The 25,745-nt window shown below is 34.8% G+C and carries 19 protein-coding genes; 15 read left to right on the top strand and 4 right to left on the bottom strand.

Annotation, left to right across the window (positions count from 1 at the left end):
• Positions 1-67 precede the first annotated feature (67 nt).
• Positions 68-853 (bottom strand): sulfite exporter TauE/SafE family protein, encoded by a 786-nt coding sequence (locus tag ABS764_RS14335; RefSeq protein WP_408082478.1) that lies wholly within the window; start codon positions 851-853, stop codon positions 68-70.
• 70 nt (positions 854-923) lie between these two features.
• Positions 924-1,559, bottom strand: coding sequence for a Crp/Fnr family transcriptional regulator (locus tag ABS764_RS14330; protein WP_408082477.1), 636 nt, complete (start codon positions 1,557-1,559; stop codon positions 924-926).
• A 326-nt stretch (positions 1,560-1,885) separates the two neighbouring features.
• Here ABS764_RS14330 and ABS764_RS14325 point away from each other — a divergent pair, with 326 nt between their 5' ends.
• Both ABS764_RS14325 and ABS764_RS14320 read left to right on the top strand, forming a co-directional pair.
• Positions 1,886-2,197 carry a rhodanese-like domain-containing protein gene (locus tag ABS764_RS14325; RefSeq protein WP_408082476.1) on the top strand — a complete coding sequence of 104 codons (312 nt, stop codon included), beginning with the start codon at positions 1,886-1,888 and terminating at the stop codon, positions 2,195-2,197.
• Between the two features lie 41 nt (positions 2,198-2,238).
• The gene (locus ABS764_RS14320; RefSeq protein WP_408082475.1) at positions 2,239-3,819 is read left to right on the top strand and encodes an NADP-dependent glyceraldehyde-3-phosphate dehydrogenase; all 1,581 of its coding nucleotides are present in this window, start codon (positions 2,239-2,241) and stop codon (positions 3,817-3,819) included.
• An 82-nt stretch (positions 3,820-3,901) separates the two neighbouring features.
• Here the strand turns inward: ABS764_RS14320 and ABS764_RS14315 are convergent, their stop codons facing one another.
• Complete coding sequence (locus tag ABS764_RS14315; RefSeq protein WP_408082474.1) at positions 3,902-4,591, bottom strand: NUDIX hydrolase; 690 nt, start codon at positions 4,589-4,591, stop codon at positions 3,902-3,904.
• Between the two features lie 163 nt (positions 4,592-4,754).
• Positions 4,755-5,339, bottom strand: a complete 585-nt coding sequence (locus ABS764_RS14310; RefSeq protein ID WP_408082473.1) for an RNA polymerase sigma factor — start codon at positions 5,337-5,339, stop codon at positions 4,755-4,757.
• A gap of 111 nt (positions 5,340-5,450) precedes the next feature.
• Between ABS764_RS14310 and ABS764_RS14305 the strand changes: the two genes are divergently transcribed.
• From ABS764_RS14305 to ABS764_RS14245, 13 genes are all read left to right on the top strand, one after another.
• Positions 5,451-6,620 carry a FecR family protein gene (locus ABS764_RS14305; RefSeq protein ID WP_408082472.1) on the top strand — a complete coding sequence of 390 codons (1,170 nt, stop codon included), beginning with the start codon at positions 5,451-5,453 and terminating at the stop codon, positions 6,618-6,620.
• A 152-nt stretch (positions 6,621-6,772) separates the two neighbouring features.
• On the top strand, positions 6,773-10,066 hold the full coding sequence (locus ABS764_RS14300) for a SusC/RagA family TonB-linked outer membrane protein (RefSeq protein WP_408082471.1): 3,294 nt from the start codon (positions 6,773-6,775) through the stop codon (positions 10,064-10,066).
• Between the two features lie 27 nt (positions 10,067-10,093).
• Positions 10,094-11,656 carry a RagB/SusD family nutrient uptake outer membrane protein gene (locus ABS764_RS14295; protein ID WP_408082470.1) on the top strand — a complete coding sequence of 521 codons (1,563 nt, stop codon included), beginning with the start codon at positions 10,094-10,096 and terminating at the stop codon, positions 11,654-11,656.
• 97 nt (positions 11,657-11,753) lie between these two features.
• Positions 11,754-13,373: an arabinan endo-1,5-alpha-L-arabinosidase gene (locus tag ABS764_RS14290; RefSeq protein ID WP_408082469.1), complete on the top strand. Its 1,620-nt coding sequence runs from the start codon at positions 11,754-11,756 to the stop codon at positions 13,371-13,373.
• Positions 13,374-13,519: 146 nt separating this feature from the next.
• Positions 13,520-15,067 carry an alpha-N-arabinofuranosidase gene (locus ABS764_RS14285; protein ID WP_408082468.1) on the top strand — a complete coding sequence of 516 codons (1,548 nt, stop codon included), beginning with the start codon at positions 13,520-13,522 and terminating at the stop codon, positions 15,065-15,067.
• Between the two features lie 12 nt (positions 15,068-15,079).
• A complete protein-coding gene (locus tag ABS764_RS14280; protein WP_408082467.1) occupies positions 15,080-16,072 on the top strand; it encodes a glycoside hydrolase family 43 protein in 993 nt (330 codons plus the stop codon).
• A gap of 6 nt (positions 16,073-16,078) precedes the next feature.
• The gene (locus tag ABS764_RS14275) at positions 16,079-17,047 is read left to right on the top strand and encodes an arabinan endo-1,5-alpha-L-arabinosidase (protein WP_408082466.1); all 969 of its coding nucleotides are present in this window, start codon (positions 16,079-16,081) and stop codon (positions 17,045-17,047) included.
• Positions 17,048-17,142: 95 nt separating this feature from the next.
• Positions 17,143-18,261 carry a family 43 glycosylhydrolase gene (locus ABS764_RS14270; protein WP_408082465.1) on the top strand — a complete coding sequence of 373 codons (1,119 nt, stop codon included), beginning with the start codon at positions 17,143-17,145 and terminating at the stop codon, positions 18,259-18,261.
• 58 nt (positions 18,262-18,319) lie between these two features.
• Complete coding sequence (locus tag ABS764_RS14265; RefSeq protein ID WP_408082464.1) at positions 18,320-20,305, top strand: alpha-L-arabinofuranosidase C-terminal domain-containing protein; 1,986 nt, start codon at positions 18,320-18,322, stop codon at positions 20,303-20,305.
• Between the two features lie 124 nt (positions 20,306-20,429).
• Entirely contained in the window at positions 20,430-22,097 is a 1,668-nt protein-coding gene (locus ABS764_RS14260) for a ribulokinase (RefSeq protein ID WP_408082463.1), read from the top strand.
• Positions 22,098-22,107: 10 nt separating this feature from the next.
• A complete protein-coding gene (locus tag ABS764_RS14255; RefSeq protein WP_408082462.1) occupies positions 22,108-22,806 on the top strand; it encodes an L-ribulose-5-phosphate 4-epimerase in 699 nt (232 codons plus the stop codon).
• A gap of 28 nt (positions 22,807-22,834) precedes the next feature.
• Positions 22,835-24,343: an L-arabinose isomerase gene (araA, locus tag ABS764_RS14250; RefSeq protein ID WP_408082461.1), complete on the top strand. Its 1,509-nt coding sequence runs from the start codon at positions 22,835-22,837 to the stop codon at positions 24,341-24,343.
• Between the two features lie 95 nt (positions 24,344-24,438).
• A complete protein-coding gene (locus ABS764_RS14245) occupies positions 24,439-25,617 on the top strand; it encodes an aldose epimerase family protein (protein ID WP_408082460.1) in 1,179 nt (392 codons plus the stop codon).
• The last annotated feature ends 128 nt before the right edge of the window (positions 25,618-25,745 follow it).

Here is a 25,745-nt window from a genome sequence, read left to right as displayed (position 1 = left end):
TAGTTTGCATAATTTTCGGTTAAACTTTTACTTCGTGAAAGCTTTGTATTCTTTGTGGTTAAAAACCTTAAAAGAAAATCTCTTTCGTAATTATATAAATTCCCATTACTAATACGAACCATCCAAAAATGGGTTTCAGTTTGTTTCCATCTATTTTTTTAGAAAGCAGGATTCCAATAAACATTCCGGCAAATGCCATAGCAGAAATCAATAACAGAAAACCATAATCAATAGGAGTGTTGAGGTACAAGTCGCCAACAAAACCTATTGCGGAGTTGATGAAAATAATCAATAATGAGGTTCCAACCGCTTGTTTCATAGGTAAATTGGCAAAAAACAACAATGCTGGAATAATTAAAAATCCACCACCGGCACCCAGAAATCCGGTTACAATTCCGACTAAAAAACCAACAATAGCCAGTTGGGTATAATTTATTTTGTAGATGGTTTCTGTTGTTTTATTCTTTTTTATCATCGATATCGAAGCAGAAATCATCAGAATGGCAAAAACAATCATGATTAATAAATCCTTAGAAACAGCATAAGAGGCAATTGTAAAAAGAGTGTTGGCAATTTGTGGAAAGATAACTTCTCTAATGATTAATATAGAAATCACCGATGGAACGGCAAAATACAAAGCAGTTTTTAGTTGTAAATTACCAAGTTTGTAATGACTGTAACCACCGTATAAAGCCGTAGTGCCCACAATAAACAAAGAGTAACTGGTAGCCAGTTCCGGTTCTACTTTGAATAAATACACTAAAATAGGAATGGTAAGTATAGAACCACCACCGCCAATTAATCCTAAGGATAGTCCAATAATTATTGAAGCAAAATAACCGATATATTCCATGCTGTAATTTTTTTACAAAGGTTGGAAGTATTTCGACTAGTCACAGTAACATTTGTCACATGAACTGTTTTTAAAACAATAATTTAATTTGGTTCCGGTGCAAATTCACTAACCCACGTTGTTCCATCTTTTTTAATAATCGTGAAACGACTTCTCGGGAAGTATTTAATTCAAGGGCAATTTCCTGATGGGACAAATTGATTTCTTTACAATCGCAGGCTTTTGCATGGCGTTTCAAATAAAATTCCAATCGTTCGTCCATAGCTCTGAAAGCGATATTGTCAATTACTTCTAATACTTCCTCAAATCTTGTGCGATACGTATTAATAACAAATTCGTACCAAGAACGGTGATTCATCATCCATTTATCCATTAAGGCTAGCGGAACAGTTACAGCCTCAACATCTTCGACTACCTTAGCGGTAATCTGACTGGTTTGATTTTTTGTTGAACAAATTAATGAGATAGCACAGGCTTGCCCGGGTTGCAGATAATACATCAGGAATTCTTCACCATCATAACCTTCACGATAAATTTTTAATTGTCCTTTCAGAATCAGAAGAGTGCTTTTAATGTATTGCCCTGTTCGCATAATAACATCGCCTGCTTTAAATATTTGAAAACCGGAGTGGGCTTCAATTTCATGAAGAAGTTCGTTAGAAAAATGAGGAAAGGCTTTTTTAAGTGTGATTTCTCGTTCTGACATGTTTGTTTATATTAAAAGAAAAACTTATTAATATGATGATATTTTGGGTAAAATTCTAAGACTTTAGTAAAAGTAATTAAAAAATAAGATAGAAAAGAATTATTTCTGTGGTGATAATTTATCAGAATAAGAGATAGCAGATTACAGATATGGTATTTATAAACGATAAAATCAAACAATCTTTAACAAAATATTAAGGGAATGCGAGTTTTGGTGATTATTGTAATTTCACTAAAACGTTTTCTTTAAAATATTTGCTAAATCAAATTTAGGATGCTTATTTTTTGCAAAAACATCGTAATTTTACAAAAAACACAATATTGATTATGAATTTAACACAAGAAGATTGGATTGCTCAACTCGAAGCAGATGATAATGCAGTGATTTTAGACGTAAGAACGGAAGACGAATGTGACGAAGGGATTATTCCTAATGCTATAAACATTGATATTCATAAAGGTCAGGGTTTTATTTCTGAAATAGAAGAATTAGATAAAAGTAAAAATTATTATGTCTATTGCCGTTCCGGTGCCAGAAGTGCAAAGGCATGCGAAATTATGAATGAATTAGGATTTGAGAATGCCTATAACTTATTGGGAGGTATGTTAGACTGGGATGGAGAAGTAGTTGCTCCCTAATCACTAATACATTTTTAACACTAACTAAAATATAAAATTAGATGAATTCAATTCCAGAAGAGTTTAAAATAAAAACATTATTGCACCAGGATACTTATTTAGTAAATGGAGAATTAAAAAAATGGACAGGAAAAACTACGGAAGTTTATTCTACTATTTCTTCAACTGATGAATATGCTCCTACTTTATTAGGAACTATTCCTTTTATGGGAGAAGCAGAAGCGGCAGAAGTTGTTAATTCAGCTAGTTTGGCTTATAGTAACGGACAAGGGCTATGGCCAACCATGAAAGTGGTTGACAGGATTAAATGCATGGAGAATTTTGTTTCTCAAATGAAAGCTACCCGTACGGAAGTTGTTAAATTATTAATGTGGGAAATTGGAAAAACCTTAGGTGATTCTGAAAAAGAATTTGACAGAACCGTTGATTATATCTATGATACCATAGAGCATTATAAACAATTAGACCGAAGCAGTGCCCGTTTTACTAAAAGTCAGGGGATTAATGCTATGGTTAGAAGAGGACCTATTGGAGTTGTTTTATGTTTAGGACCTTATAACTATCCTTTAAATGAAACTTTTTCATTGTTAATTCCTGCCCTGATTATGGGGAATCCGGTGATTTTTAAACCTGCTAAGAATGGTGTTTTGTTAATTTCACCATTATTAGAAGCCTTTAAAACCAGTTTCCCAAAAGGAGCTATTAATATTGTTTATGGAAGAGGAAGAGAAATTGCATCCCCTATAATGAAATCAGGGAAAGTAGATATTCTGGCTTTAATTGGGAACAGTAAATCGGCAATTGCATTGCAGGATCAGCATCCTAATAAAAACAGACTGCGTTTGGTTTTAGGTTTAGAAGCTAAAAATCCTGCTATCATTTTACCTGATGCCGACTTAGATTTAGCTATTTCTGAATGTATTACCGGAACCCTGTCATTTAACGGGCAGCGTTGTACGGCATTAAAAATATTATACGTTCATGAATCTATTGCGGTAGAATTTAATAAAAGATTTTCTCAAAAAGTAGATGAGCTTATTTTTGGAAATCCATGGGAGAAATCAGTTTCTTTGACACCGCTTCCTGAGGCAGAAAAACCGGCTTATATCCAGGGATTAATTGATGATGCTACTGCTAATGGAGCTCAAATACTCAATAAAAAAGGAGGAGAGCATTATGAAAATTATATTTTTCCGGCTGTTTTATTCCCTGTAAACAAAGAAATGCGTGTATATCATGAAGAGCAGTTTGGACCTGTTGTGCCAATCATGACTTTTAAAGATATTCAGGAACCTCTGAACGATATGGCAGAATCAAATTACGGTCAGCAGGTGAGTTTATTTGGTAAGAATATTAAAACTATTGCACCACTTATTGATACATTAGTAAACTTAGTCTGCAGAGTGAACTTAAACAGTTCTTGCCAGCGTGGACCGGATGTCTATCCGTTTACAGGACGTAAAGATTCAGCAGTAGGGACTTTAAGTGTTAATGATGCTTTACGTTCATTCTCAATCAGAACTTTTGTAGCCTCTAAAGATAATGATTACAATAACGAAATATTACAGGAATTATTGAATAGTAAAGAATCAAATTTTATTAATACCGATTACATCTTGTAGTACTATACTAAAAACAAACTAAAAACAAGAAAACCGTCTCGCAGATATGAGACGGTTTTTTTTATGATGTGTAAAACTGTTTTTATAAGTTTAAGGCAAAGTTATTCAGTAATTTAGCGTCGTATTTTTCTTTGTCAAATTTGTACAGGAAAGAACCTTTTCGAGAGGATAACATATCCTTTTCATTGAGTTTTACCAGAATGTCTAAAGAGTTAATTTTGCTGATAAAATTTCTTTTGTCTAATTCTTTGTCTAAAATAGCTTCGTATAATTCAAGTAATTGACGCATAGTAAATTTTTCCGGTAAAAGTTCAAATCCCACAGGCTTCGTTGAGGTCCTGTAACGCAGTCTTCTTACTGCATGCGCCACCATTTCGTCATGGTCAAAAATTAATTTAGGCATTTTGGATATGTTAAACCATTCAGCGTGATAATTCTTAATCAGTTCAGTATTATGATTTTCAATGTTAATTAATGCGTAGTAGGCAACCGAAATAGTACGTTCCTCGGGATCTCTGTCTACTTCGCTGTAAGCATAAAATTGCTCCATATAGATATTTTGCAATCCGGTATAATGATTTAAAACCCTTATAGCAGCATCATTTAAAGATTCACTTTTCTTCAAAAAACCTCCCATTAAAGACCATTTCCCTTTTTCTGGAGCAAAATCTCTCTTGATTAATAGTATTTTTAAGCCTTCATTGTCAAAACCAAAAATGATACAATCGACAGATAATAAGACTTTGTCTTCAGTGCTATAATTATTTAACATTCTTCATTGTTTATTTTGGGGTAAATATAGTTACTTCCTTAAAAGTATCATAATTTATTAGTGTAGAGTATACACTGACTGATTTTTTTAGAAAAAAAATCAGATTTAAAATCCCCATTAAGAAAAAAAATTAAGATAAGAGACTTCTAGTTTTAACGGTTACTCAGCTTAATTTTCTAAACATCAAAAATAAATAAATATTGGCTTTTTCTCCCAGAGAATTTCGTAAAATAGAAAAAGCTTTTGTAATATGGGCTTCCACTGATTTAATAGAAAGATTTTTATATTCTGCAATTTCAATGTTGGTCAACCCTTCTTCTTTACTTAAAAGAAAAATTTCCCTGCATTTAGGCGGAAGATTTTGAATTTCTTTTTTTACCAATGAGATTACGCGTTCCAAAGAATGATCTTCTTCATTTTCTACAATTTCATTCAAAGCATCAATATACTTTTTTTCTAAAGGATAAACCGTTTTTTGACTTCGGTATTGATCGATAAATTCATTATAAACTGATTTGTAAAGAAAGCTGTTGATTGCAAAATTATCTTTTAAATTTTCTCTTTTTTTCCAGATACGCATAAAAACATTCTGCACAATATCTTCAGATAAATTAGGATCATGAGTAAAACTATAAGCATAAACGCACAGTTTATGATGATAGGTATTTACAAGAAAAGTATAAGCTTTAGGATTTCCCGATTTTAAAGCCTGAATAAGTTGAGTATTGTCAGAATATATCTCTTGCATTGTGTGAAACAGAAATAATTAGCTTAATTTTTATGCAATGTATAAAAAATATATAAAAAAAGTTAGGGTAGTGTAAAAACGACACGTATTAATAAAAAAAACAGTATTGAAATGATAAGTGATAAAACTGAAAATATAATTGTAAAATTTTTAACTAATCAGGCAACTGCTTCTGAATTAGAAGCATTAGAGTCATGGGTTGAAGATGCAAAGAATAAAGAGTTGTTTAAGGAGTATATTAAAATAAATTATGCAGTTGAATACAATATGAAGGAATTTGATTCGCAAAAATTAAGGATGATGCTTTTGGACGCTTTTGCAGGAGAAAAGAAGGAAAAGAAGCGTAATAAGGTGCGTAAAATAATCTCCTACTCAGCTGCTGCCGCTGTTGTTTTGGGAATGTTAACTACTACTTATTTATATACAACTGATTTTTTTGACAAACCAGTTGAAGTTCCTGTAGTTGTAAACAATACCATTTCTGTAGGAACAAATAAGGCCGTATTAACTCTGGAAGACGGTTCTGATGTTACCCTAGAGAAAAATAAAATATACAAGAAAAATAATGTAGTTAGTAATGGAGAAGAGTTAGTATATAATAATGACGGTAAAACCAAATCAGGATTAGTATACAATTATTTGACAATACCCAGAGGAGGTCAGTTCCAAATAAAGTTAGCTGATGGAACAGAAGTTTGGTTGAATTCAGAAACTAAGTTAAAATTTCCGGTTGCTTTTGCAGAAGGTACGCCTCGAGAAGTAGAACTAATTTACGGAGAAGCTTTTTTTGATGTGTCACCCAGCACTGAACATAAAGGAGCAAAATTTAAAGTATTAAATAAAAATCAGGAAGTAGAAGTTTTAGGTACAGAGTTTAATATAAAAGCCTATAAAGATGAAGATAAGATATACACCACTTTAGTTGAAGGTAAGGTCTCCATAAGTAATCTTACTTCTAAAAAATACCTGAGCCCTAACCAGCAGGCAATTATCAATCATACTAATACAGATATTATGATTAATACTATTGACGCTTATAATGAAGTGTTATGGACTAAAGGAATTTTTAGTTTTAAAGGAAAAACTTTAAAAGAAATTATGACGGTAATGTCCCGTTGGTATGATGTTGATGTGGTATTTAAAAATGTAAAACTTGAAAAAGAAAAATTTAATGGAGTACTAAGCAAAAATGATGAAATAAGAGAAATATTATCAATAATTAAGAAAACTAATTTTATAAATGACTATGAGATAAAAGACCGAAAAATTACAATAAAATAAAAAAAGGGGAAGAAAGTAATACCTGGACAGTACGCTACTTTTTCCCCTATGAAGCTTATTAATTAATTACTTAACCAATAAACACCAAATATATGAAAATTGAATTTATTAACCATTTTTTCTTATCCAAGAGAAAATTTTTGCTAACCTGTATGAAAACTTTTATATTGCTTTTTTGTACGACCGTTTTTAGTTTTTCTCCTAATACTGTTTTTACACAAAATGTAAAAATTACAGTAGATAAAGACAAGATTGTAACTATTGATGAAGTGTTTGACCTTTTAAGGGAACAAACTGATTTTATATTTATTTATCAGGAAGATATGTTTAAAAATGTTCCTAAAGTAAAACTTAAAAAAGGGACAATTAGTGCTAATAAGCTGCTGAGTGAAAATCTGATAAATGAAGGTTTTAATTTTGAGCTTACAGGAAAAAATAAAATTATAATAACAAAAGCAGTACAAAAAACACAGCAGCAAATTAAGATTTCAGGAATTGTAAAAGGTGAAAATGGTTCAGCTATTCCGGCAGTAAATGTTGTTGAAAAAGGAACCACAAATGGTGTTCAGACTGATTTTGACGGTAAATTTTCCATAGAGGTATCCGGATCAAATGCTGCACTTGTAATTTCTTATATTGGGTATATAAACCAGGAAATTAAAATTGGTAATCAAACCAATATAACTGTTACGCTTTTAGAGGATTACGCTAAACTGGATGAGGTTGTCGTTGTAGGCTACGGAACACAAAGGAAATCAGACTTAACCGGATCTGTTTCTGTTGTAAATGTAGAAAGTGCTAAAAAAACAGTGACTTATGATGTTGCTAAGATGTTACAAGGTCAGGCGCCGGGTGTTACCGTACAATCTTCAGGTGAACCGGGAGGGTTTGTAAATATCAAAATCAGAGGAATCAATTCTTTTAGTAATAATAACCCTTTATTTGTTATTGATGGTGTAATTGTAGATGCTCCATTTGATTTTGCACCAGGTGATATTGAATCAATGCAGGTTTTAAAAGACGCTTCTTCCGCTGCAATTTATGGAGTCCGAGGTGCTAATGGAGTAGTAATTATTACTACCAAAAAAGGCAAAATAGGCGCAATGGAAATTAAATACAAATCACTTTATGGAGTACAGAATGTAGCCAAACAATGGTCAGTAACCGATAGAGCGGGATACCAAAATATTACTTCGGCTGCCGAAAGAAATGACGGTTTGCCTATAGCTCCGGGAAATGATCCTACAAGTCCTTATTATATCAGTAATGTCAATACCGATTGGCAAAAAGAAGCTTATGGTACCGGAACCGTTCAAAATCATTCTCTTACTTTTAATGGTGGAGCAGAATTTTTAGGATATAATTTGAATGTTGATTATTTCAAGAATACTTCCTATTTGGATACACCACAAGATTATGAAAGATATTCTATGAATTTGAATTTGCATGGCAAAAAAGGAAAATTCAAATACGGTTCAAAAATCGCTTATACAGAATCAGACAAAGAGGCCTTCAATAGCTGGGTAGGAGAATCTGCTATTCAGGCTTTGGTAACTGCTATTCCTACGATGCCTGTTTACGATGAAAATTGGTTAGGAGGATATGGAGGTACTTATAGCGATACACAAAAAGCAATTTCTCTGAATATTATAGGATATAATAATTTAATTTCAAATAGCGGAAAAAGAAATCATTTTATAGGAGATATCTGGGGAGAACTGGAGATATTTAAAGGGTTAAAGTACAAGTTAGATATTAGTTATGATAAATTGCACTGGTTTGACAAAAAATATACACCTGAGTTTGAACTGGGATGGTATTATAAAGTTCCAAGTGAAAGAGCAACACTTACCATTGCTACCGGAAATCAAATCAAAACTTTTGTAAATAATATTCTTACTTATAATGTAAGTTTAGGAAAACACAACATTGATGCTTTAGTTGGATCTATCGACGAAAGAAATAATCATTACAACCATTTTTCATCAGGTGTAGGATATGATACTACCGATATTAAAAAATTACAATTTGCTGATAATACCAATACCAATGAATACGAATATACCATTACCGGAAAATCGTATATCAGCAGACTGAATTATGGTTATGACGATCGTTACCTGCTTACAGCCAACTTTAGACAGGATAAAACTTCTTTATTCAGTCAAAAATACAATTCGGCTAATTTCTACTCTTTTTCGGGTGCCTGGAAACTAAGTAATGAAAGTTTTATTCATTTGCCGGAATGGATTAGCAATGCAAAGTTAAGAGGTGGATATGGAATTATTGGGAACAATACAATTCCACAATATTTCTTTGCCACTACAATGAACAGTTTTGCGAGCTATAATTTCAATAACGAATTGGCTCCGGGTGCAACAGTTGTAAATTCTTTAGATCCAAATGTACATTGGGAAGAAACTAAAACAACCAATGTAGCTCTTGAATTAGGGATGTTTGACAATGATTTGCAGTTTACAGCAGAGTATTATTTTAAAAAATCAAATGATTTGTTGATTAGAGTTCCGTTGCCTTATTCTTCAGGAGCTTTTCCGGCAGATGTTACCACTAATGCCGGTGCTGTTGAGAACACAGGAGTTGAATTCTCATTGATGTATAATAATAACAAAAATGAATTTAAGTACAGTATTGCAGCTAATATTGGTACTTTAAAAAACAAAGTAACACAAATTGGTTTTTCTGAAAACGGAAATCCCATACCGGGTCTTGCCTCTATGACAGAAGTAGGAAGATCTATAGGCGAAATTTATGCCTATGAAACAGATGGTATTTTTCAATCTCAGGCAGAAATTGATGCAGCACCTTCTCAAACAAATGTTAGCGTAGGAGATGTAAAATTTAAAGATCAGTTAACAGTAGATACTGATAATGATGGAGTTTTTGATGCAGCTGATGGCGTTATAACTGACAGAGACAGAGTATTTCAGGGAGTAACAATTCCTAAATATAATTATGGTATCAGTCTTAGTGCTTCTTATAAAAACTGGAGTACCAGCATGTTTTGGCAGGGAAGCGGAGGTAATAAAGTCTTTAATGGTTTGTATCGTGACCTGATGGCAGGAAAATACGGTAATCATCATACAGATATGTTAAATTACTGGAGCTCTGATAATACTGATACTAATGTGCCACGACCAACGACACAGGATCCTAACGCAAACGGAAGAGATTCGAATCGCTTTATAGAAAGTGGTAACTACATTAAATTACAAACAGCCGAGATAAGTTATAATATTCCGGTTAGTAAAACTGGTTTTATTCAAAATGCAAGAGTTTATGCTAATGGACAAAACTTATGGATTATTTCCAAATACAAAGGCTATGATCCTGATTTCAATAACGATGGATTATTTTCAAGAGGATATGACGGAGGTTCTTTCCCTAATCCAAGGACGGTATCATTAGGTATAGAAGTGAATTTTTAATCAGGAAACAATTTAAAACAAATCAAGATGAAATATAAAATATATAATTATTTAGCTGGTGTTTTTTCGCTGGTAATAATAACAACAAGTTGTGTTAACGATGATGATTTAATTCAGATAGATCCCAATAATAAAGCAGTAGATTCTTTTTGGAAAACAGATAATGATGCTCTTTTAGGAGTAAATGCAGCTTACGGAAGTTTACTTACTGATGGAACTTACATGCGTTGTACACCATTATTACTGGATTTAAAAGGGGATGATACCCGTAGTAACAGTCCGTGGGGAGCTATGGCTAATGTGGGGAGGTTTAATTCCAATCCGAGTAATGCAGAAATTTACGGCTGGGCTTATGAAACCTATTATCAGGGAATTTTCAGAGCCAATCAGGTTTTAACCAATGTACCGGCTATCAATTTTGAAGATGGGGCATTAAAAAACAGAATTTTAGGTCAGGCTTATTTTTTAAGAGGATTGTATTTGTTTCATGCCGTTAATATGTATAAAAATGTTCCGGTACCTACAGAGTTGGCAGCAATTTATCCACAAAAAACAGAAGCTGAAGGCTGGGCTCAGGTGATTGCGGATTTTAAAATGGCGGCAGAATTATTGCCAAAAAACTATACTGATATTTCAGGTTTGGATGCTGGTGAAAAAGGACGTGCTACTAAAGGAGCTGCATTAGGTTATTTAGGAAAAGCTTATTTGTTTAACAAAGATTTTACTAATGCAAGAGATACTTTTAAAGCTGTTATTGATTTAGGAGTATACTCACTGGTATCCAATTATCGTGATAATTTTACTGAAACCAATGAAAACAACTCAGAATCTTTATTTGAAGTGCAATTTAGCAGAGAAGCCGGAGGAGTTGATTTAGGCTGGGGTGGAGCTCCGGCTTCAGGCTGGGGGAAAACTTCAGCCCGGGCTATTACTTATGGTCCAAGAGGTTTTGGATTTACTGATGTTCAGCCTACATGGGCTTTATATAATGACTATCAGCTGGAAAAAACAAAATCCAATACTGTAGATCCTCGTTTAGATGCTACGATTTTTTATAATAAACCGGGAGGAATGCAACTGTACGGAAAAGATTTTGCTACTACTTATGCTTCAAATACAGGAGATTTAAACGATTTGTTTTGTAGAAAATATCAAAATTCAGATGGACAAAGACCTGATGAATTTGATTGGAGATCGGGAATTAATGAGCGTTTGTTACGTTATGCGGATATTTTATTAATGTATGCTGAAACCTTAAATGAAACAGGCAATACAGCAGATGCTTATACTTATATTCAAATGGTCAGAGACCGCGTTAATTTACCTGATTTAAGTATTGTTAAGCCAAACTTAACAAAAGAGCAAATGAGAGAACAAATTGGACATGAAAGATTTTTAGAATTTCCACTGGAAGGACATCGTTTTGATGATATTCGCCGCTGGGGTTGGTTACAGGATCCGGTAAAATTGGCCTGGTTAAAATCCAGAGATCCGGAATTTAATTCTTATGCAGCAGGAAGAGAATTTTTCCCAATACCGCAATTAGAAAGAGATAATAACCCCGGAACTATTCAGAATGACAGTTATTAAAGTTTGTTGAATCAGTTTTTTTTTAAAATTAAAATTCTAAATAATTATGTGGTAAATCTTAAAGGGTTTACCACATAATTTTATACCTGAATGAAAGATGAAAAATTTAAATCCTTTTTTTAAAAACACTATTTATTTTATCCTTTTTTTATTGATATCTGGTATAGTAAGCTGTTCAAAAGATGATCCTGCAACTGATGAAACAGATCCTCCGGTTGTAGTAGTTCCTCCAGTGGTAACACCTGCATTTGATGGGCCAAAATATGCTGATAATTACACTTCAATCGCTTCCTGGGGTACCAGATCGCAATGGAATTTAGCCAATGTCCATGATCCTACTGTTGAAAAATCAGGAGAATACTATTATATGTACCAGACCGATGCTTCTTATGGGAATGCTCATGACGGACACGGGCATTTTCCCTACAGACGTTCTAAAGATTTAATTACCTGGGAATTTATGGGAACTGCTATGGCACAGGCTCCTGCCTGGGTAAAAGATTCTTTGAATAACAAAAGAGCCAGAATGATTCCTGCTTTGCCTCCAATAACTAATCCCCGCTATGGATATTGGGCTCCTTTTGTAAAAAAAGTAGGCAGTAAATACCGGATGTACTACAGTATTGTAGTAGATGAACCGATAACAGGAACTAGTTTTGACACTTCTTGGTCTGAAAGAGCTTTTATTGGACTGGCAGAATCAGATGATTTGGCATCAAATGTTTGGGTAGACAAAGGAATGGTAGTATGCTCTGAGCCGGATGGGTTAAAACCTTATTCTTACACAGGAACAAGAAACTGGGAAAATGCTTATTTTAAATTTAATGCTATTGACCCCACTTTTATCATTACTCCCGAAGGAGAACATTATTTAATTTATGGTTCCTGGCATTCGGGAATTGTAGCTTTAAAACTGAATCCAGCCACAGGAAAACCGGATCAGTTAAAAACACTGAGTGATTACGGAACCCGAATTGCTTCCCGTCATCCTACCAGCCGTTGGCAGGCTTCCGAAGGACCTGAAATCATTTACAATCCCGATACGCAATATTATTATTTGTTTTTGGCTTATGATGAACTTTCGGTAGCATATAATACCAGAGTTGCCCGATCCAGAAGTATAACCGGTCCTTATTTAGGAATAAATGGTGCTAATATTACTAATGGTGCCGACTGCTGGCCAATGCTGACACATCCTTATGGGTTTAATAATCATACCGGCTGGGTAGGTTTTTCACATTGTTCAGTATTTCAAAATCCGGATACCAAGGAATGGTTTTATGCTTCTCAGGCGCGTTTACCTGAAAATGTTCCTGGAATTAATGCTTCTAATGCGGTTATGATGGGACATGTGCGAGCCATCCAATGGACAGAAGACGGCTGGCCAGTAGTAGCTGCCGAACGTTATGCCGGAGTACCAAAAACGACAATAACTGAAGCTTCCTTTATAGGAACATGGGAACAAATCACGATGAATTATCAATACAAGACTATTCAAAAATCAGTAACGATTACCTTGACTCCTGATAAAAAAGTGAGTGGAGCTATCACCGGAACCTGGTCTTATGATAGTGTGAATAAAACTTTAACCGTAAATGGTATAAAGTGCAAAGTTAGTGATGCCTGGGATTGGGAAGCTTCAACCCGAAAAGTAACGCTGAGTTATTCCGGATTAACAACGGAAGGAAGACCGGTTTGGGGTAAAAAGATAAATTAATAAAATAAATAATCTTTGTCCTCTTTAGAGATATTTTTTGTTAAAATAATAGTTTGTTTGTTTTTTAGCTTGCTTTAATGCTCTTATTTTAATTATATTTACAAATGTTAAACGTACACTTATAACCAATAAAAAATGTAATCAGAATGAAAAAAAATCTGTTCTTATTGTTGATTTTTACTTTTTGTAGTCAACTCACTTTTTCACAAAAAGAAACCACAACTATTAGCATTGAAAAAGCTAAAAATCCAATTGTTATTAATAAAAATATTTATGGTCACTTTGCAGAACATTTGGGGAGATGTATCTACGGAGGCTTTTTTGTGGGAGATACTTCTAAAATTCCAAATACAGCCGGAGTCAGAAACGATATTATTGCCGCTTTAAAAGAATTGAAAATTCCAAATTTAAGATGGCCAGGTGGTTGTTTTGCGGATACCTATCATTGGAAAGACGGTATTGGACCAAAAGAAAACAGACCAACAATTGTAAATCAATGGTGGGGAGGAACAACTGAAGATAACAGTTTTGGAACTCACGATTTTTTAAATTTATGCGAAGTATTAGGAGCTGAACCTTATTTGGCTGGTAATATTGGTAGCGGAACAGTTCAGGAACTGGCCGACTGGGTTCAGTATGTGAACTTTGCAGGGAAAAGTCCGATGAGTGATTTGCGTAAAAAAAACGGAAGAAATGAACCTTGGAAAGTGAAATTCTGGGGTGTTGGTAATGAAGCCTGGGGATGCGGTGGAAATATGACGGCTGAATATTATGCAGGAGAGTATCGCAAATATGCCACTTTTATGTCTGATTGGGAGAATAAAGGCGGAATCACTCGTATTGCATCCGGATCAAATGGTGCCGATTACAATTGGACCGAAGTTTTGATGAAAAATATTCCAACTAATATGTTAGGTGGGCTAGGTGTACACCATTATGCGGTTATTAATTGGAACAAAAAAGGAGATGCAGTAGATTTTAGCGAAGACCAATATTTTGAAACGATGAAATCGGCTTTAAAAATGGAAGAATTGGTTACTAAACATGCTGCTATTATGGACAAATATGATCCTGCGAAAAAAGTAACTATGGCTGTGGATGAATGGGGTGGCTGGTATGAAGTGGAAAAAGGAACTAATCCCGGATTTTTATACCAACAAAATACCATGCGTGATGCTATGATTGCAGGTACTACCTTGAATACTTTTAACAATCATGCCGACAGAGTGCGTATGGCAAACTTAGCGCAATGTGTGAATGTATTGCAGGCAGTTATCTTAACGGATAAAGCTAAAATGATTTTGACTCCAACGTACCATGTTATGAAAATGTATCGCGTGCATCAGGATGCAGAGTTGTTGCCGGTTAACTTTACTTCTCCAATGTACACTTTTGAAGGTAAAAGTTTGCCAGCTATTTCTGCTTCGGCTTCAAAAGATAAAAGCGGTTTAGTACATATTTCATTAGTAAACGTTGATTCAAAGAATGAAAACAAAATCGAAATTGATTTGGCTGAACTTGGTTTAAAAAACGTAACAGGAACTATTTTGACTTCTAAAAAATTACAGGATTACAATTCATTTGAGAAACCTAATGCAATCGAGCCTAAAGAATTTAAAGGTTTTAAAAATGCTAAAGGAAAATTAGAAATTACATTGCCACCTTTTTCTGTTGTGATGTTAGAAGGAAAATAATATTTTTTTTAAATGAAAATCACCTCATTATTATATAGTGTAAGTATTTTAACAGCAGTTGCTTCTTGTAAAACGGCTGCTGTTAAAAATACGGCTTCGACCAAAAATAATCAGCAAGAGCTGAAAATGAACAATCCAATTATTACCGATAAATACACTGCCGATCCTGCGGCATTAGTGTATAAAGACAAGGTTTATCTCTATACCGGTCATGATGTTCCTGAAAAAGGAGTCAATACGTATCGAATGAATGATTGGTTGGTTTATTCTTCTTCTGATATGGTTAACTGGAAAGAACATCCGGTGCCATTAAAAACCTCCGATTTTGCCTGGGCAAAAGGAGATGCCTGGGCAGGACAGGTGATCGAAAGAAATGGGAAATTCTATTGGTTTGTAACAGTTTCACATGGATCCATCCATGGGAAATCTATAGGAATTGCAGTTTCTGATAGTCCTACCGGACCTTTCAAAGATGTTTTAGGAAAGGCATTAATCACTAATGATATGACCACCAAAACTAAAATTAGCTGGGATGATATTGACCCAACAGTGATTGTAGATGATGATGGTCAGGCATATCTTTTTTGGGGAAATACGGTTTGTAATTATGTGAAATTAAAAGAAAATATGATCGAAATGGATGGGCCGATGCAAACTATCGATTTACCTAATTTTACCGAAGCGCCATGGATTCACAAGCGTAAAGACTGGTATTATTTGTCTTATGCTTATCAGTTTCCTGAAAAAATTGCGTACGCCATGAGTAAATCAATCAATGGACCTTGGGAATATAAAGGCATTTTGAACGAAGTGGCAGGTAATTCGAACACTAATCATCAGGCTATAATTGATTTTAAAGGCAAGTCGTATTTTATTTATCACAATGGTTCTATTCCTACTGAAGGAGGAAGTTTTAGAAGATCTGTTTGTGTAGATCGTCTTTTTTATAATGAAGACGGAACTATGAAACGTGTAGTGATGACATCAGAAGGAATTCAAAAATAAACCAAAATGAAATCAAATAAAAAAATACAGCATCTATTTTTGTCGTTAGTAGTTTTGGTTGGTTTTTCATCATTGGCTCAGGATATTAGTGTTCATGACCCAGTGATGATTAAACAAAAAGACACTTATTATTTATATTGTACGGGACGCGGAATTAGTGTTTTTAGTTCTAAAGATTTAAAAAACTGGAAGAAAGAGCCAGCAATATTTAAAGAAAAACCTGTTTGGGCTGATTCTGTTGCGGCTGATTTTAAAAATCATATTTGGGCACCGGACATTTCTTTTCACAATAACACTTATTATTTGTATTATTCGGTTTCGGCTTTTGGCAAAAACACTTCTGCTATAGGGGTTGTGACCAATGTAACTTTGAATGCAAATGATCCTAATTATAAATGGGTAGATCACGGAATTGTTGTTCAATCTTATCCCAACAGAGACGAATGGAATGCCATTGATCCTAATTTAATAATTGACGAAAATAATGTGCCTTGGTTATCCTTTGGTTCCTTTTGGGATGGTCTCAAAATGGTAAAATTGAATCCGAATTTGCTGTCCATTGCTCAACCCGAAGAATGGTACGCTATCGCTAAACGAAAAAATACGCCTTTGTCAGGCGGAAGTTCGGCAATAGAAGCGCCTTTTATTTTTAAGAAAAATGGCTTTTATTATTTGTTTACCTCTTGGGATTTGTGTTGCAAAGGCAAGGATAGTACTTATAAAATTGCCGTGGGAAGAGCTACTTCTGTTACGGGGCCTTATGTTGATAAGGATGGTAATTTATTGAATCAGGGTGGCGGAACCATTTTGGCAAAGGGCGATGAAAATTTTTTTGGCGTAGGTCATAATAGTGCTTACACTTTTGACGGAATAGATTATTTAGTTTATCATGGCTATGATGCAAAACAGAATGGGAAATCTGTTTTGGTCATCAAAGAATTGAAATGGGATGCTGATTTCTGGCCCTATTTGTAATACTCGATTCTGATTCAATAAAGCCAAAAAAGGTATAAAAGAGCGACTGCTTAATTCTTCCCGAATAAATTTTATTCACATTAACAAAGTATAAGATGCAAACAAACAGATTAATCAACCTCGCATTATCAGCCCTTGTTTTGGCTAGTGTCACTTCTTGTAATGATAAAAAAGTGCAAAATGATAAACCAACAAATGAAGAGGCTACTCATTCAAAAACAAGCTTATCTAACAAACCGATTGTATTGCAAAGAGCAGATCCATTTATCTACAAGCATACGGATGGCTATTACTATTTTACAGGATCAATACCTACCTATGATGCCATAGAGTTAAGACGTGCCAAAACAATTGGAGAACTTCAAAATGCTGAAACTTTTAGAGTTTGGGAAAAACATAAAAGCGGACCAATGAGTCGCCATGTCTGGGCGCCGGAAATTCATTATTTGGATGGTAAATGGTACGTGTATTTTGCAGCAAGCGAAGAAGAAGATATTTGGAAATTAAGACCTTATGTTTTGGAGTGTACCGGTCAGGACCCTTTGCATGACAAGTGGGTTGAGCTCGGGCAAATGCAGGCAGCTGATGCCGATCCCAAAAGCTTTACCGATTTTTCTCTGGACGGGACTGTATTTGAGCATAAAAATAAGCGTTATTTCTGTTGGGCAGAAAAAACGGGAGGACAGTTTGCGGCTTCTAATTTGTATTTAGCCGAAATGGAATCACCTGTAAAACTAAAAACAGTTCAATTTATGCTTACGACTCCGGATTATGATTGGGAACGCGTCGGTTTTTGGGTAAATGAAGGTCCGGCAGTTATTAAAAATAAAGGAAAAATTTATATTACTTTTTCAGCAAGCGCTACAGGTGCCTGTTACGCTATGGGTATGATGGAAGCAGACGAAAAAGCTGATTTATTAGATAGAAATTCCTGGAAAAAATCCAGATATCCGGTATTAAAAACCAATGAAGTAAAAAAGATTTATGGTCCGGGTCATAATTCATTTACAGTTGATGAAAATGGTGAACCTTTAGTAATATATCATGCAAGGGATTACGAAAAAGCGGTTGGCGATCCAAAAGTAGTGCCAGCGACAGATACAAGACCCTTAAAAGAAATTATTGCAGATCCCTTATATGATCCTAATCGTCATGCGAGAATGATGAAATTGAAATTTGATGAGAACGGTAAACCCGTATTCGAATTTAATTAAAAGTATCAAGTAAAGTTTTCTATCTTAATTATCGACGAATAAAAAGAAAAATTAAAATATGAAATTAAATTTAATAACCAGAAGTACTGTTTGTGGTTTATTACTGAGCAGTTTTTTAGTAACTGCTCAAAGAACAAATTTAGAAGTTGATTTGACTAAATCAATGACCAAAATTCAACCAACAATGTATGGTGTCTTTTTCGAAGACATCAATTTTGCTGCTGATGGAGGGTTATATGCCGAAATGGTTAAAAACAGAACTTTTGGTTTTGATTCACCTCTTATGGGGTGGCTGCAACCTAATAGTAATACGCATTCTTTTAATAAAGAATCGGGTATTGCTACTCCGATGCGTACTTCGGAAAATCCTAATAATCCTGATTTTTGCAGAATTATCATCAATAATGATAAAGGATACCAAATTATTAATGAAGGCTTCAGAGGAATGGGAATTCAGAAAGAGGCGAAATACAATCTTTCGTTAAAAGCGGCAAATCATAATAATGCTATCAAAAAAATAATTATCCAATTTATAGATGCTAATAAAAATGTTTTAGGAGAAACTTCAATCGTTCCTTCATCAACAAGTTGGAAAGATTATTCAGCCCAAATTATTGCTACCGGAACAGAAGCTAAAGCGCAGTTGAAGATTACATTTGAAGGAACCGGAATAATTGATTTGGATATGGTTTCCTTATTTCCTCAGGACACCTGGAATAACAGAAAAAATGGTTTGCGTAAAGACATTGTTCAGTTATTATATGATTTAAAACCGGGATTTATCCGTTTTCCGGGCGGATGTATCGTCGAGGGAAGAACCTTGGACAACAGATACCAATGGAAAAAAACCGTTGGACCGGTTGAAGACCGTGAAACGATGATTAACCGATGGAATGTGGAGTTTAAAAATAAACAGGCTCCTGATTATTTTCAGTCTTTTGGTTTAGGCTTTTTCGAATATTTCCAACTTTCAGAAGATGTTGGTGCTCAGCCATTGCCTATTTTAAGTTGTGGAATTGCCTGTCAGTACAATACAGGAGAATTAGTTCCAATGGAAGAATTAGATCCTTATGTTCAGGATGCTTTGGATTTGATCGAATTTGCTAATGGTGCTGTAACTACTAAATGGGGGAAATTACGTACTGATATGGGACACCCAAAACCGTTTAATCTTAAGTTTATTGGTGTTGGAAACGAACAATGGGGACCACAATATATTGAAAGATATAAAGTTTTTGCAAAAGCAATAAAAGAAAAATATCCTGCCATGACTATTGTTTCCGGTTCAGGACCTTCGCCTGATGGAGCAATGTTTGATTACGGATGGGATGAATTGAAGAAATTGAATGCAGAAATTGTTGATGAACATTATTATAAAAATCCGGAGTGGTTTAAAGAAAATGCAGCGCGTTATGATAATTACGACAGAAAAGGACCAAAGATTTTTGCCGGAGAATATGCAGCGCACCCAAAAGGGGTAGAAGACGGTTTAAAAGAGAATAATTGGTTGTCAGCACTTTCTGAATCGGCCTTTATGACCGGTTTAGAGCGTAATGCTGATATCGTTCATTTAACTTCTTATGCACCTTTGATGGCTCACGTAGATGCTTTTCAATGGGCTCCGGATATGATTTGGTTTGATAATTTGAATTCGTATGGAACGGCTAATTATTATGTTCAAAAACTGTACTCCAACAATAGAGGAACGGATGTTTTAGAAATTACAAAAGATGGAAAACCATTGACAGGGCAAAATGAACTGTATGCAACTGCTGCAAAAGATGTTACTACCAATGAATTGATTTTAAAACTCGTTAATACCTCTGGAAAAGTTCAGGATCTTACGATTAATTTGTCCGGAAAAGGAGTGGAGTCTAAAGGAAAATTGATTGTATTGACTCATGATAAACTTGATGATTATAATACTCTGGCTGAGCCAACCAAAATTCTTCCTGTTGAAAAAGAGTATAAATTAAACGGAAAAAAAGCGTCTGTAAATTTACCGGCCTATTCTTTTGTAATATTGAAATTAAAGATAAAATAAAATCCCATAAAAAAAGTTTTTATATAACTAAATAAATCAAAAATTAATAAAATTATATGAAGTGTGAGTGTTACACTTCATATAATTTTGTGCTATCTTTGTAGCCATATTTTAAAAAATGAAGATGAAAAATTATGTAATAGGTTTGGATTACGGATCAGATTCAGTTCGTGCCGTATTAATTGATACCGAAAACGGGCAGGAATTAGCCTCAGATGTTTGTCATTACAAGAGATGGAAAAACAAACAATATTGTAATCCATCCATCAATCAATTCCGTCAGCATCCTTTGGATCATATCGAAGGATTGGAATCGACCATTAAAAATATTGTAACAGCAAGTAAGGTTGATCCTTCTTTGATAAAAAGTATCTGTATTGATACTACAGGATCTTCACCTGTACCTGTTACAGCAGATGGAACTCCATTAGCATTAACAGCTGAATTTGCAGAAAACCCAAATGCAATGATGGTTTTGTGGAAAGATCACACTGCTATTAATGAAGCGAATGAAATCAATGAACTTGCCGCTACTTGGGGAGGTGAAGATTTCACCAAATACGAAGGAGGAATTTATTCTTCGGAGTGGTTTTGGGCGAAAATATTACACATTGCCCGCGAAGATGAAGCGGTTAGAAATGCAGCTTACACCTGGTTAGAGCACTGTGATTTAATGACTTATTTGTTAATTGACGATAAAGATTTAAAAACATTTAAAAGAAGCCGTTGTGCAGCAGGACATAAAGCCATGTGGCACGAAGACTGGAATGGATTGCCTCCAGTAGAATTTTTAGAAAAATTACACCCTTACTTAGCACAGCTAAGAGGAAAATTATATGATGAAACCTATACATCAGATGTGGTTGCCGGAACTTTAAATCAGGAATGGGCAACAAGATTAGGATTAACTACCGATACAATTATTGCTGTTGGAACTTTTGATGCTCATTCAGGAGCTGTAGGTGCAAAAATTGACGAGTATGCTTTGGTTCGCGTAATGGGAACTTCCACTTGTGATATTATTGTTTCTGCTAAAGAAAATGTAGGAAGCAAAACGGTTAAAGGGATTTGCGGACAAGTGGATGGTTCTGTAATTCCGGGATACATTGGTCTTGAAGCTGGACAATCTGCTTTTGGAGATGTTTTAGCCTGGTTCAAAGATACTTTGTCCTGGCCATTAGATAATTTGGTGTACAATTCAGCTATTTTATCTGATGAGCAAAAAGCCCAATTAAAAGAGGAGGTTGAATCTAATTTCATTAAAACTTTAACCGAACAAGCCGAAGCTATTCCATTGTCTGAAAGTATTCCAACGGCTTTGGACTGGGTTAACGGTCGTAGAACTCCGGATGCAAATCAAGGGTTAAAAAGTGCGATGACTAATTTATCTTTAGGAACAAAAGCACCACATATTTTCAAAGCTTTAATCAACTCAATTTGTTTTGGTTCTAAGAAAATTGTAGACCGTTTTGAAGAAGAAGGGGTTCGTATTGATAGTGTGATTGGAATTGGTGGTGTGGCTAGAAAATCACCTTTTATCATGCAGACTTTAGCAAATGTGTTGAACAAGCCAATTAAAGTTTGCGCTTCTGACCAGGCACCGGCTTTAGGAGCTGCGATTTATGCTGCTGTTGCTGCCGGAATTTATCCAAACGTAATTGAAGCGGCTAAGAAAATGGGAAGTGATTTTGAAAGCGAATATTTCCCTCAAGCTGATAAAATTGAAAAATACCATGAATTGATGGATTCTTATTCTGAATTGGCTCAATTTGTAGAAAGTATAACAAAATAATAAAATTAGGATGTCAAAATACCAAGCGTTAAAACAGGAATGTTACGAAGCAAATATGCAACTAAACGAATTGAATTTAGTAGTGTATACATTTGGAAATGTAAGTGCTGTTGATAGAGAGAATGGAGTTTTCGCTATTAAACCAAGCGGAGTACCTTACGAAGAATTAAAAGCAGAAGATATCGTAATTGTTGACTTTGATAATAACATTATTGAAGGAGACAAACGTCCTTCTTCTGATACAAAAACTCATGCTTATTTGTACAAACATTGGCCAAATATTGGAGGAATTGCGCATACACACGCCACTTACTCTGTAGCATGGTCTCAGGCACAAAGAGATATACCTATTTTTGGAACTACTCATGCAGATCACTTAACTGCTGATATTCCTTGTGCTGCTCCAATGGCTGATAACTTAATCGAAGGAAACTACGAGCACAATACTGGAATCCAAATCTTGGATTGTTTCAAAGAGAAAAATCTTTCATACGAAGAAGTAGAAATGGTTTTGTTAGGAAATCATGGTCCGTTTGCCTGGGGAAAAAATGCAGCTAAAGCGGTTTATAACTCTAAAGTATTAGAGGTTTGTGCTGAAATGGCATACTTAACGTTGCAAATTAATCCGGCTGCTCCAAGATTGAAGGATTCTTTGATTAAAAAACATTACGAACGTAAACACGGTAAAGATTCGTATTACGGACAATAAATAGCAATAAATAATAAAATAAATAAAAATGATAGATATTTCAAAAAAAGAAGTTTGGTTTGTAGTTGGAAGCCAAAACCTATATGGAGAAGAAACTTTAAGACAAGTTGCTGTGCATTCTCAGGAAATTGCAAAAGGAATTGATGCTTCTTCTCATGTTCCTGTAAAAGTAGTTTACAAGTCGGTGGCAAAATCACCTAGCGAAATCACAGATATTTGTTTGGAAGCAAATACCAATAAAAACTGTATTGGTATTATCGCTTGGATGCATACTTTCTCGCCAGCTAAAATGTGGATTAATGGTTTAAGTATTCTTAAAAAACCATTATGTCACTTACATACACAATACAATGCTGAAATTCCATGGGCTTCAATCGATATGGATTTCATGAACTTGAATCAATCAGCTCATGGAGACAGAGAGTTTGGTTACATCATGTCAAGAATGCGTAAAAAACGTAAAGTGGTTGTAGGTCACTGGGAAGATGTGCGTGTTCAGCAAAAATTAGGAAACTGGTCCAGAGTAGCTTTAGGTTGGGATGAAATGCAAAACTTAAAAGTAGCGCGTTTTGGAGATAACATGCGTGAAGTTGCTGTAACTTGTGGAGATAAAGTAGAGGCTCAAATTCGTTTTGGAATGTCTGTAAACGGATATGACTCTTCTGACATTGTTAATAAAATGAAATTGGTTACTGATGCGCAGGTTGATGCTTTAGTAGCAGTTTATGAAGAATCATACAATTTAGCTCCAAAATTACAAAAAGGAGGAGAGCAAAGACAATCCTTATTAGATGCTGCTAAAATCGAATTAGGTTTAAGAGCTTTCTTAGAAGAAGGTGGTTTTGGTGCTTTCACGGATACTTTTGAAAACTTAGGAGAATTAAAACAATTACCGGGTATTGCTACACAACGTTTAATGGCTGATGGTTACGGTTTTGGTGGAGAAGGTGACTGGAAAACAGCTGCTATGGTTCGTGTTATGAAAGTAATGAACATCGGTCTTGAAGGAGGAACTTCTTTCATGGAAGATTATACATACCACTTTACACCTGAAAAATCATATGTATTAGGTTCTCATATGTTGGAAATCTGTCCTTCTATTACTGACGGAAAACCTTCTTGCGAAATTCACCCATTAGGAATTGGTGGAAAAGAAGATCCTGTTCGTTTGGTATTTAATTCACCTGCCGGAGATGCTATCAACGTATCTTTAGTAGACATGGGAACTCGTTTCCGTTTAATCGTAAACGAAGTAACTGCTGTAAAACCAATGGCTGATTTACCAAAATTACCGGTTGCACGTGTACTTTGGGATTGTAAACCTAATTTAGACATTGCTGCTACAGCTTGGATTTTAGCTGGTGGAGCGCACCATACTGTTTACAGTCAAGCAGTAACTACTGAGTTCATGGAAGATTTTGCTGATATTGCCGGAATCGAATTAGTTGTTATTGATAATGATACTAGAATCCGTAATTTTAAAGATACTTTAAATGCAAATGAAGCATATTACCATTTGTTTCAAACGGGATTATAATCTTTTTTAAATAATAATTTACCAAGTCATAAAGTCAGAAGTTAAGTTAGCTTTTGGCTTTATGATTTTTCTATTAACCAATAAAATAAAAAAATATGAAATTATTAAAAAGTTGTGTTCTTGGATTGGCTGTTATTGCTACAGCAGGACTTTCTGTTCAGTGTAAAGGGGATAAGAAAGAAAATCAGGAACAAAATGTTGTTCAAAAGGACAGTGTTACTATTGAGAAATCAGAGTACGGGACTACCGCCAAAGGGGAGAAGATTGACAGCTACAAACTGAAAAATCAAAAAGGAATGGAAGTGGATATTATGACTTATGGCGGAATTATTACTTCTTTAAAAGTGCCTAATAAAGCCGGTGTTTCTGAAGATGTGGTGCTTGGATTTGATAATTTTGAACAGTATACTAAGGACAATCCGTTTTTTGGTGCCCTAATCGGAAGATACGGAAATCGTATTGGAAAAGCTAAATTCTCTTTGGATGGAGTAGAGTATAAATTGACTGCTAATGATGGACCAAATAGTTTGCATGGTGGTCCAATGGGTTTTCATAAAGCAGTTTGGACTGCCGAAGAAGCTAAAGGCGGTGAAAATGCTACTTTGAAATTAAAATATGTCAGCAAGGATATGGAGGAAGGATTTCCAGGAAATTTAACTGTTTTTGTTACCTATACATTAACTGCTGATAATAGCTTAGAGGTGTTGTATGAAGCGACTACAGATAAGAAAACCGTTGTGAATTTAACGCAGCACTCTTATTTTAATCTTTCAGGTGATTTTACAAAAACAATTTTGGATAACGTAGTAACAATTGACGCTGATAAATTAGTTCCAGTTGATGAAACATTGATTCCAACTGGGAAATTAGAAGATGTGGCTAATACACCATTTGATTTCAGAAAACCAAAAGCAATTGGTAAAGAAATTGAAGTAGCTAATGAACAGTTGAAAAGAGGTAAAGGGTACGATCACTGCTGGGTTTTGAACAATCAGGACAAAGGATTTCGTTTTGCGGCTTCAGTTTATGAGCCAACCAGCGGAAGAGTTATGGAGGTGTATACTGATGAACCGGGAATCCAGTTGTATACAGGAAACTTCTTGGATGGTACATTGCCTACAAGAGATGGGAAAACCTATGCGCACAGAACAGGGCTTTGTTTAGAAACACAGCATTATCCGGATTCTCCAAACCAAAAAGATTTCCCGACAACGGTTTTAAACCCGGGAGAAACCTATAAAACAAAAACCGCTTTTAAATTTTCTACTAAATAATTCGAAAGACAGTTTAATCTATAAAGCTCGTACTATAATATAGTGCGAGTTTTTTTTATGTAGCATTCTCCTGCTATCCGCTTCAATCTTACTCGCCGAACCCCGGCAAGTAAGGATTTCCGCTGCTA

This window comes from Flavobacterium plantiphilum (assembly GCF_046000495.1).
In the GTDB taxonomy this organism is placed as follows: Bacteria; Bacteroidota; Bacteroidia; order Flavobacteriales; family Flavobacteriaceae; genus Flavobacterium; species Flavobacterium plantiphilum.
This window is presented reverse-complemented; position numbering and strand designations above follow the sequence as displayed.

Coding starts and splice junctions, on each gene's coding strand:
- ABS764_RS14245 (WP_408082460.1), top strand. CDS start 24,439: ATGAAATTATTAAAAAGTTGTGTTCTTGGATTGGCTGTTATTGCTACA.
- ABS764_RS14330 (WP_408082477.1), bottom strand. CDS start 1,559: ATGTCAGAACGAGAAATCACACTTAAAAAAGCCTTTCCTCATTTTTCT.
- ABS764_RS14280 (WP_408082467.1), top strand. CDS start 15,080: ATGAAAATCACCTCATTATTATATAGTGTAAGTATTTTAACAGCAGTT.
- ABS764_RS14255 (WP_408082462.1), top strand. CDS start 22,108: ATGTCAAAATACCAAGCGTTAAAACAGGAATGTTACGAAGCAAATATG.
- ABS764_RS14285 (WP_408082468.1), top strand. CDS start 13,520: ATGAAAAAAAATCTGTTCTTATTGTTGATTTTTACTTTTTGTAGTCAA.
- ABS764_RS14310 (WP_408082473.1), bottom strand. CDS start 5,339: ATGCAAGAGATATATTCTGACAATACTCAACTTATTCAGGCTTTAAAA.
- ABS764_RS14265 (WP_408082464.1), top strand. CDS start 18,320: ATGAAATTAAATTTAATAACCAGAAGTACTGTTTGTGGTTTATTACTG.
- ABS764_RS14260 (WP_408082463.1), top strand. CDS start 20,430: ATGAAAAATTATGTAATAGGTTTGGATTACGGATCAGATTCAGTTCGT.
- ABS764_RS14295 (WP_408082470.1), top strand. CDS start 10,094: ATGAAATATAAAATATATAATTATTTAGCTGGTGTTTTTTCGCTGGTA.
- ABS764_RS14275 (WP_408082466.1), top strand. CDS start 16,079: ATGAAATCAAATAAAAAAATACAGCATCTATTTTTGTCGTTAGTAGTT.
- ABS764_RS14335 (WP_408082478.1), bottom strand. CDS start 853: ATGGAATATATCGGTTATTTTGCTTCAATAATTATTGGACTATCCTTA.
- ABS764_RS14315 (WP_408082474.1), bottom strand. CDS start 4,591: ATGTTAAATAATTATAGCACTGAAGACAAAGTCTTATTATCTGTCGAT.
- ABS764_RS14270 (WP_408082465.1), top strand. CDS start 17,143: ATGCAAACAAACAGATTAATCAACCTCGCATTATCAGCCCTTGTTTTG.
- ABS764_RS14290 (WP_408082469.1), top strand. CDS start 11,754: ATGAAAAATTTAAATCCTTTTTTTAAAAACACTATTTATTTTATCCTT.
- araA (WP_408082461.1), top strand. CDS start 22,835: ATGATAGATATTTCAAAAAAAGAAGTTTGGTTTGTAGTTGGAAGCCAA.
- ABS764_RS14305 (WP_408082472.1), top strand. CDS start 5,451: ATGATAAGTGATAAAACTGAAAATATAATTGTAAAATTTTTAACTAAT.
- ABS764_RS14320 (WP_408082475.1), top strand. CDS start 2,239: ATGAATTCAATTCCAGAAGAGTTTAAAATAAAAACATTATTGCACCAG.
- ABS764_RS14300 (WP_408082471.1), top strand. CDS start 6,773: ATGAAAACTTTTATATTGCTTTTTTGTACGACCGTTTTTAGTTTTTCT.
- ABS764_RS14325 (WP_408082476.1), top strand. CDS start 1,886: ATGAATTTAACACAAGAAGATTGGATTGCTCAACTCGAAGCAGATGAT.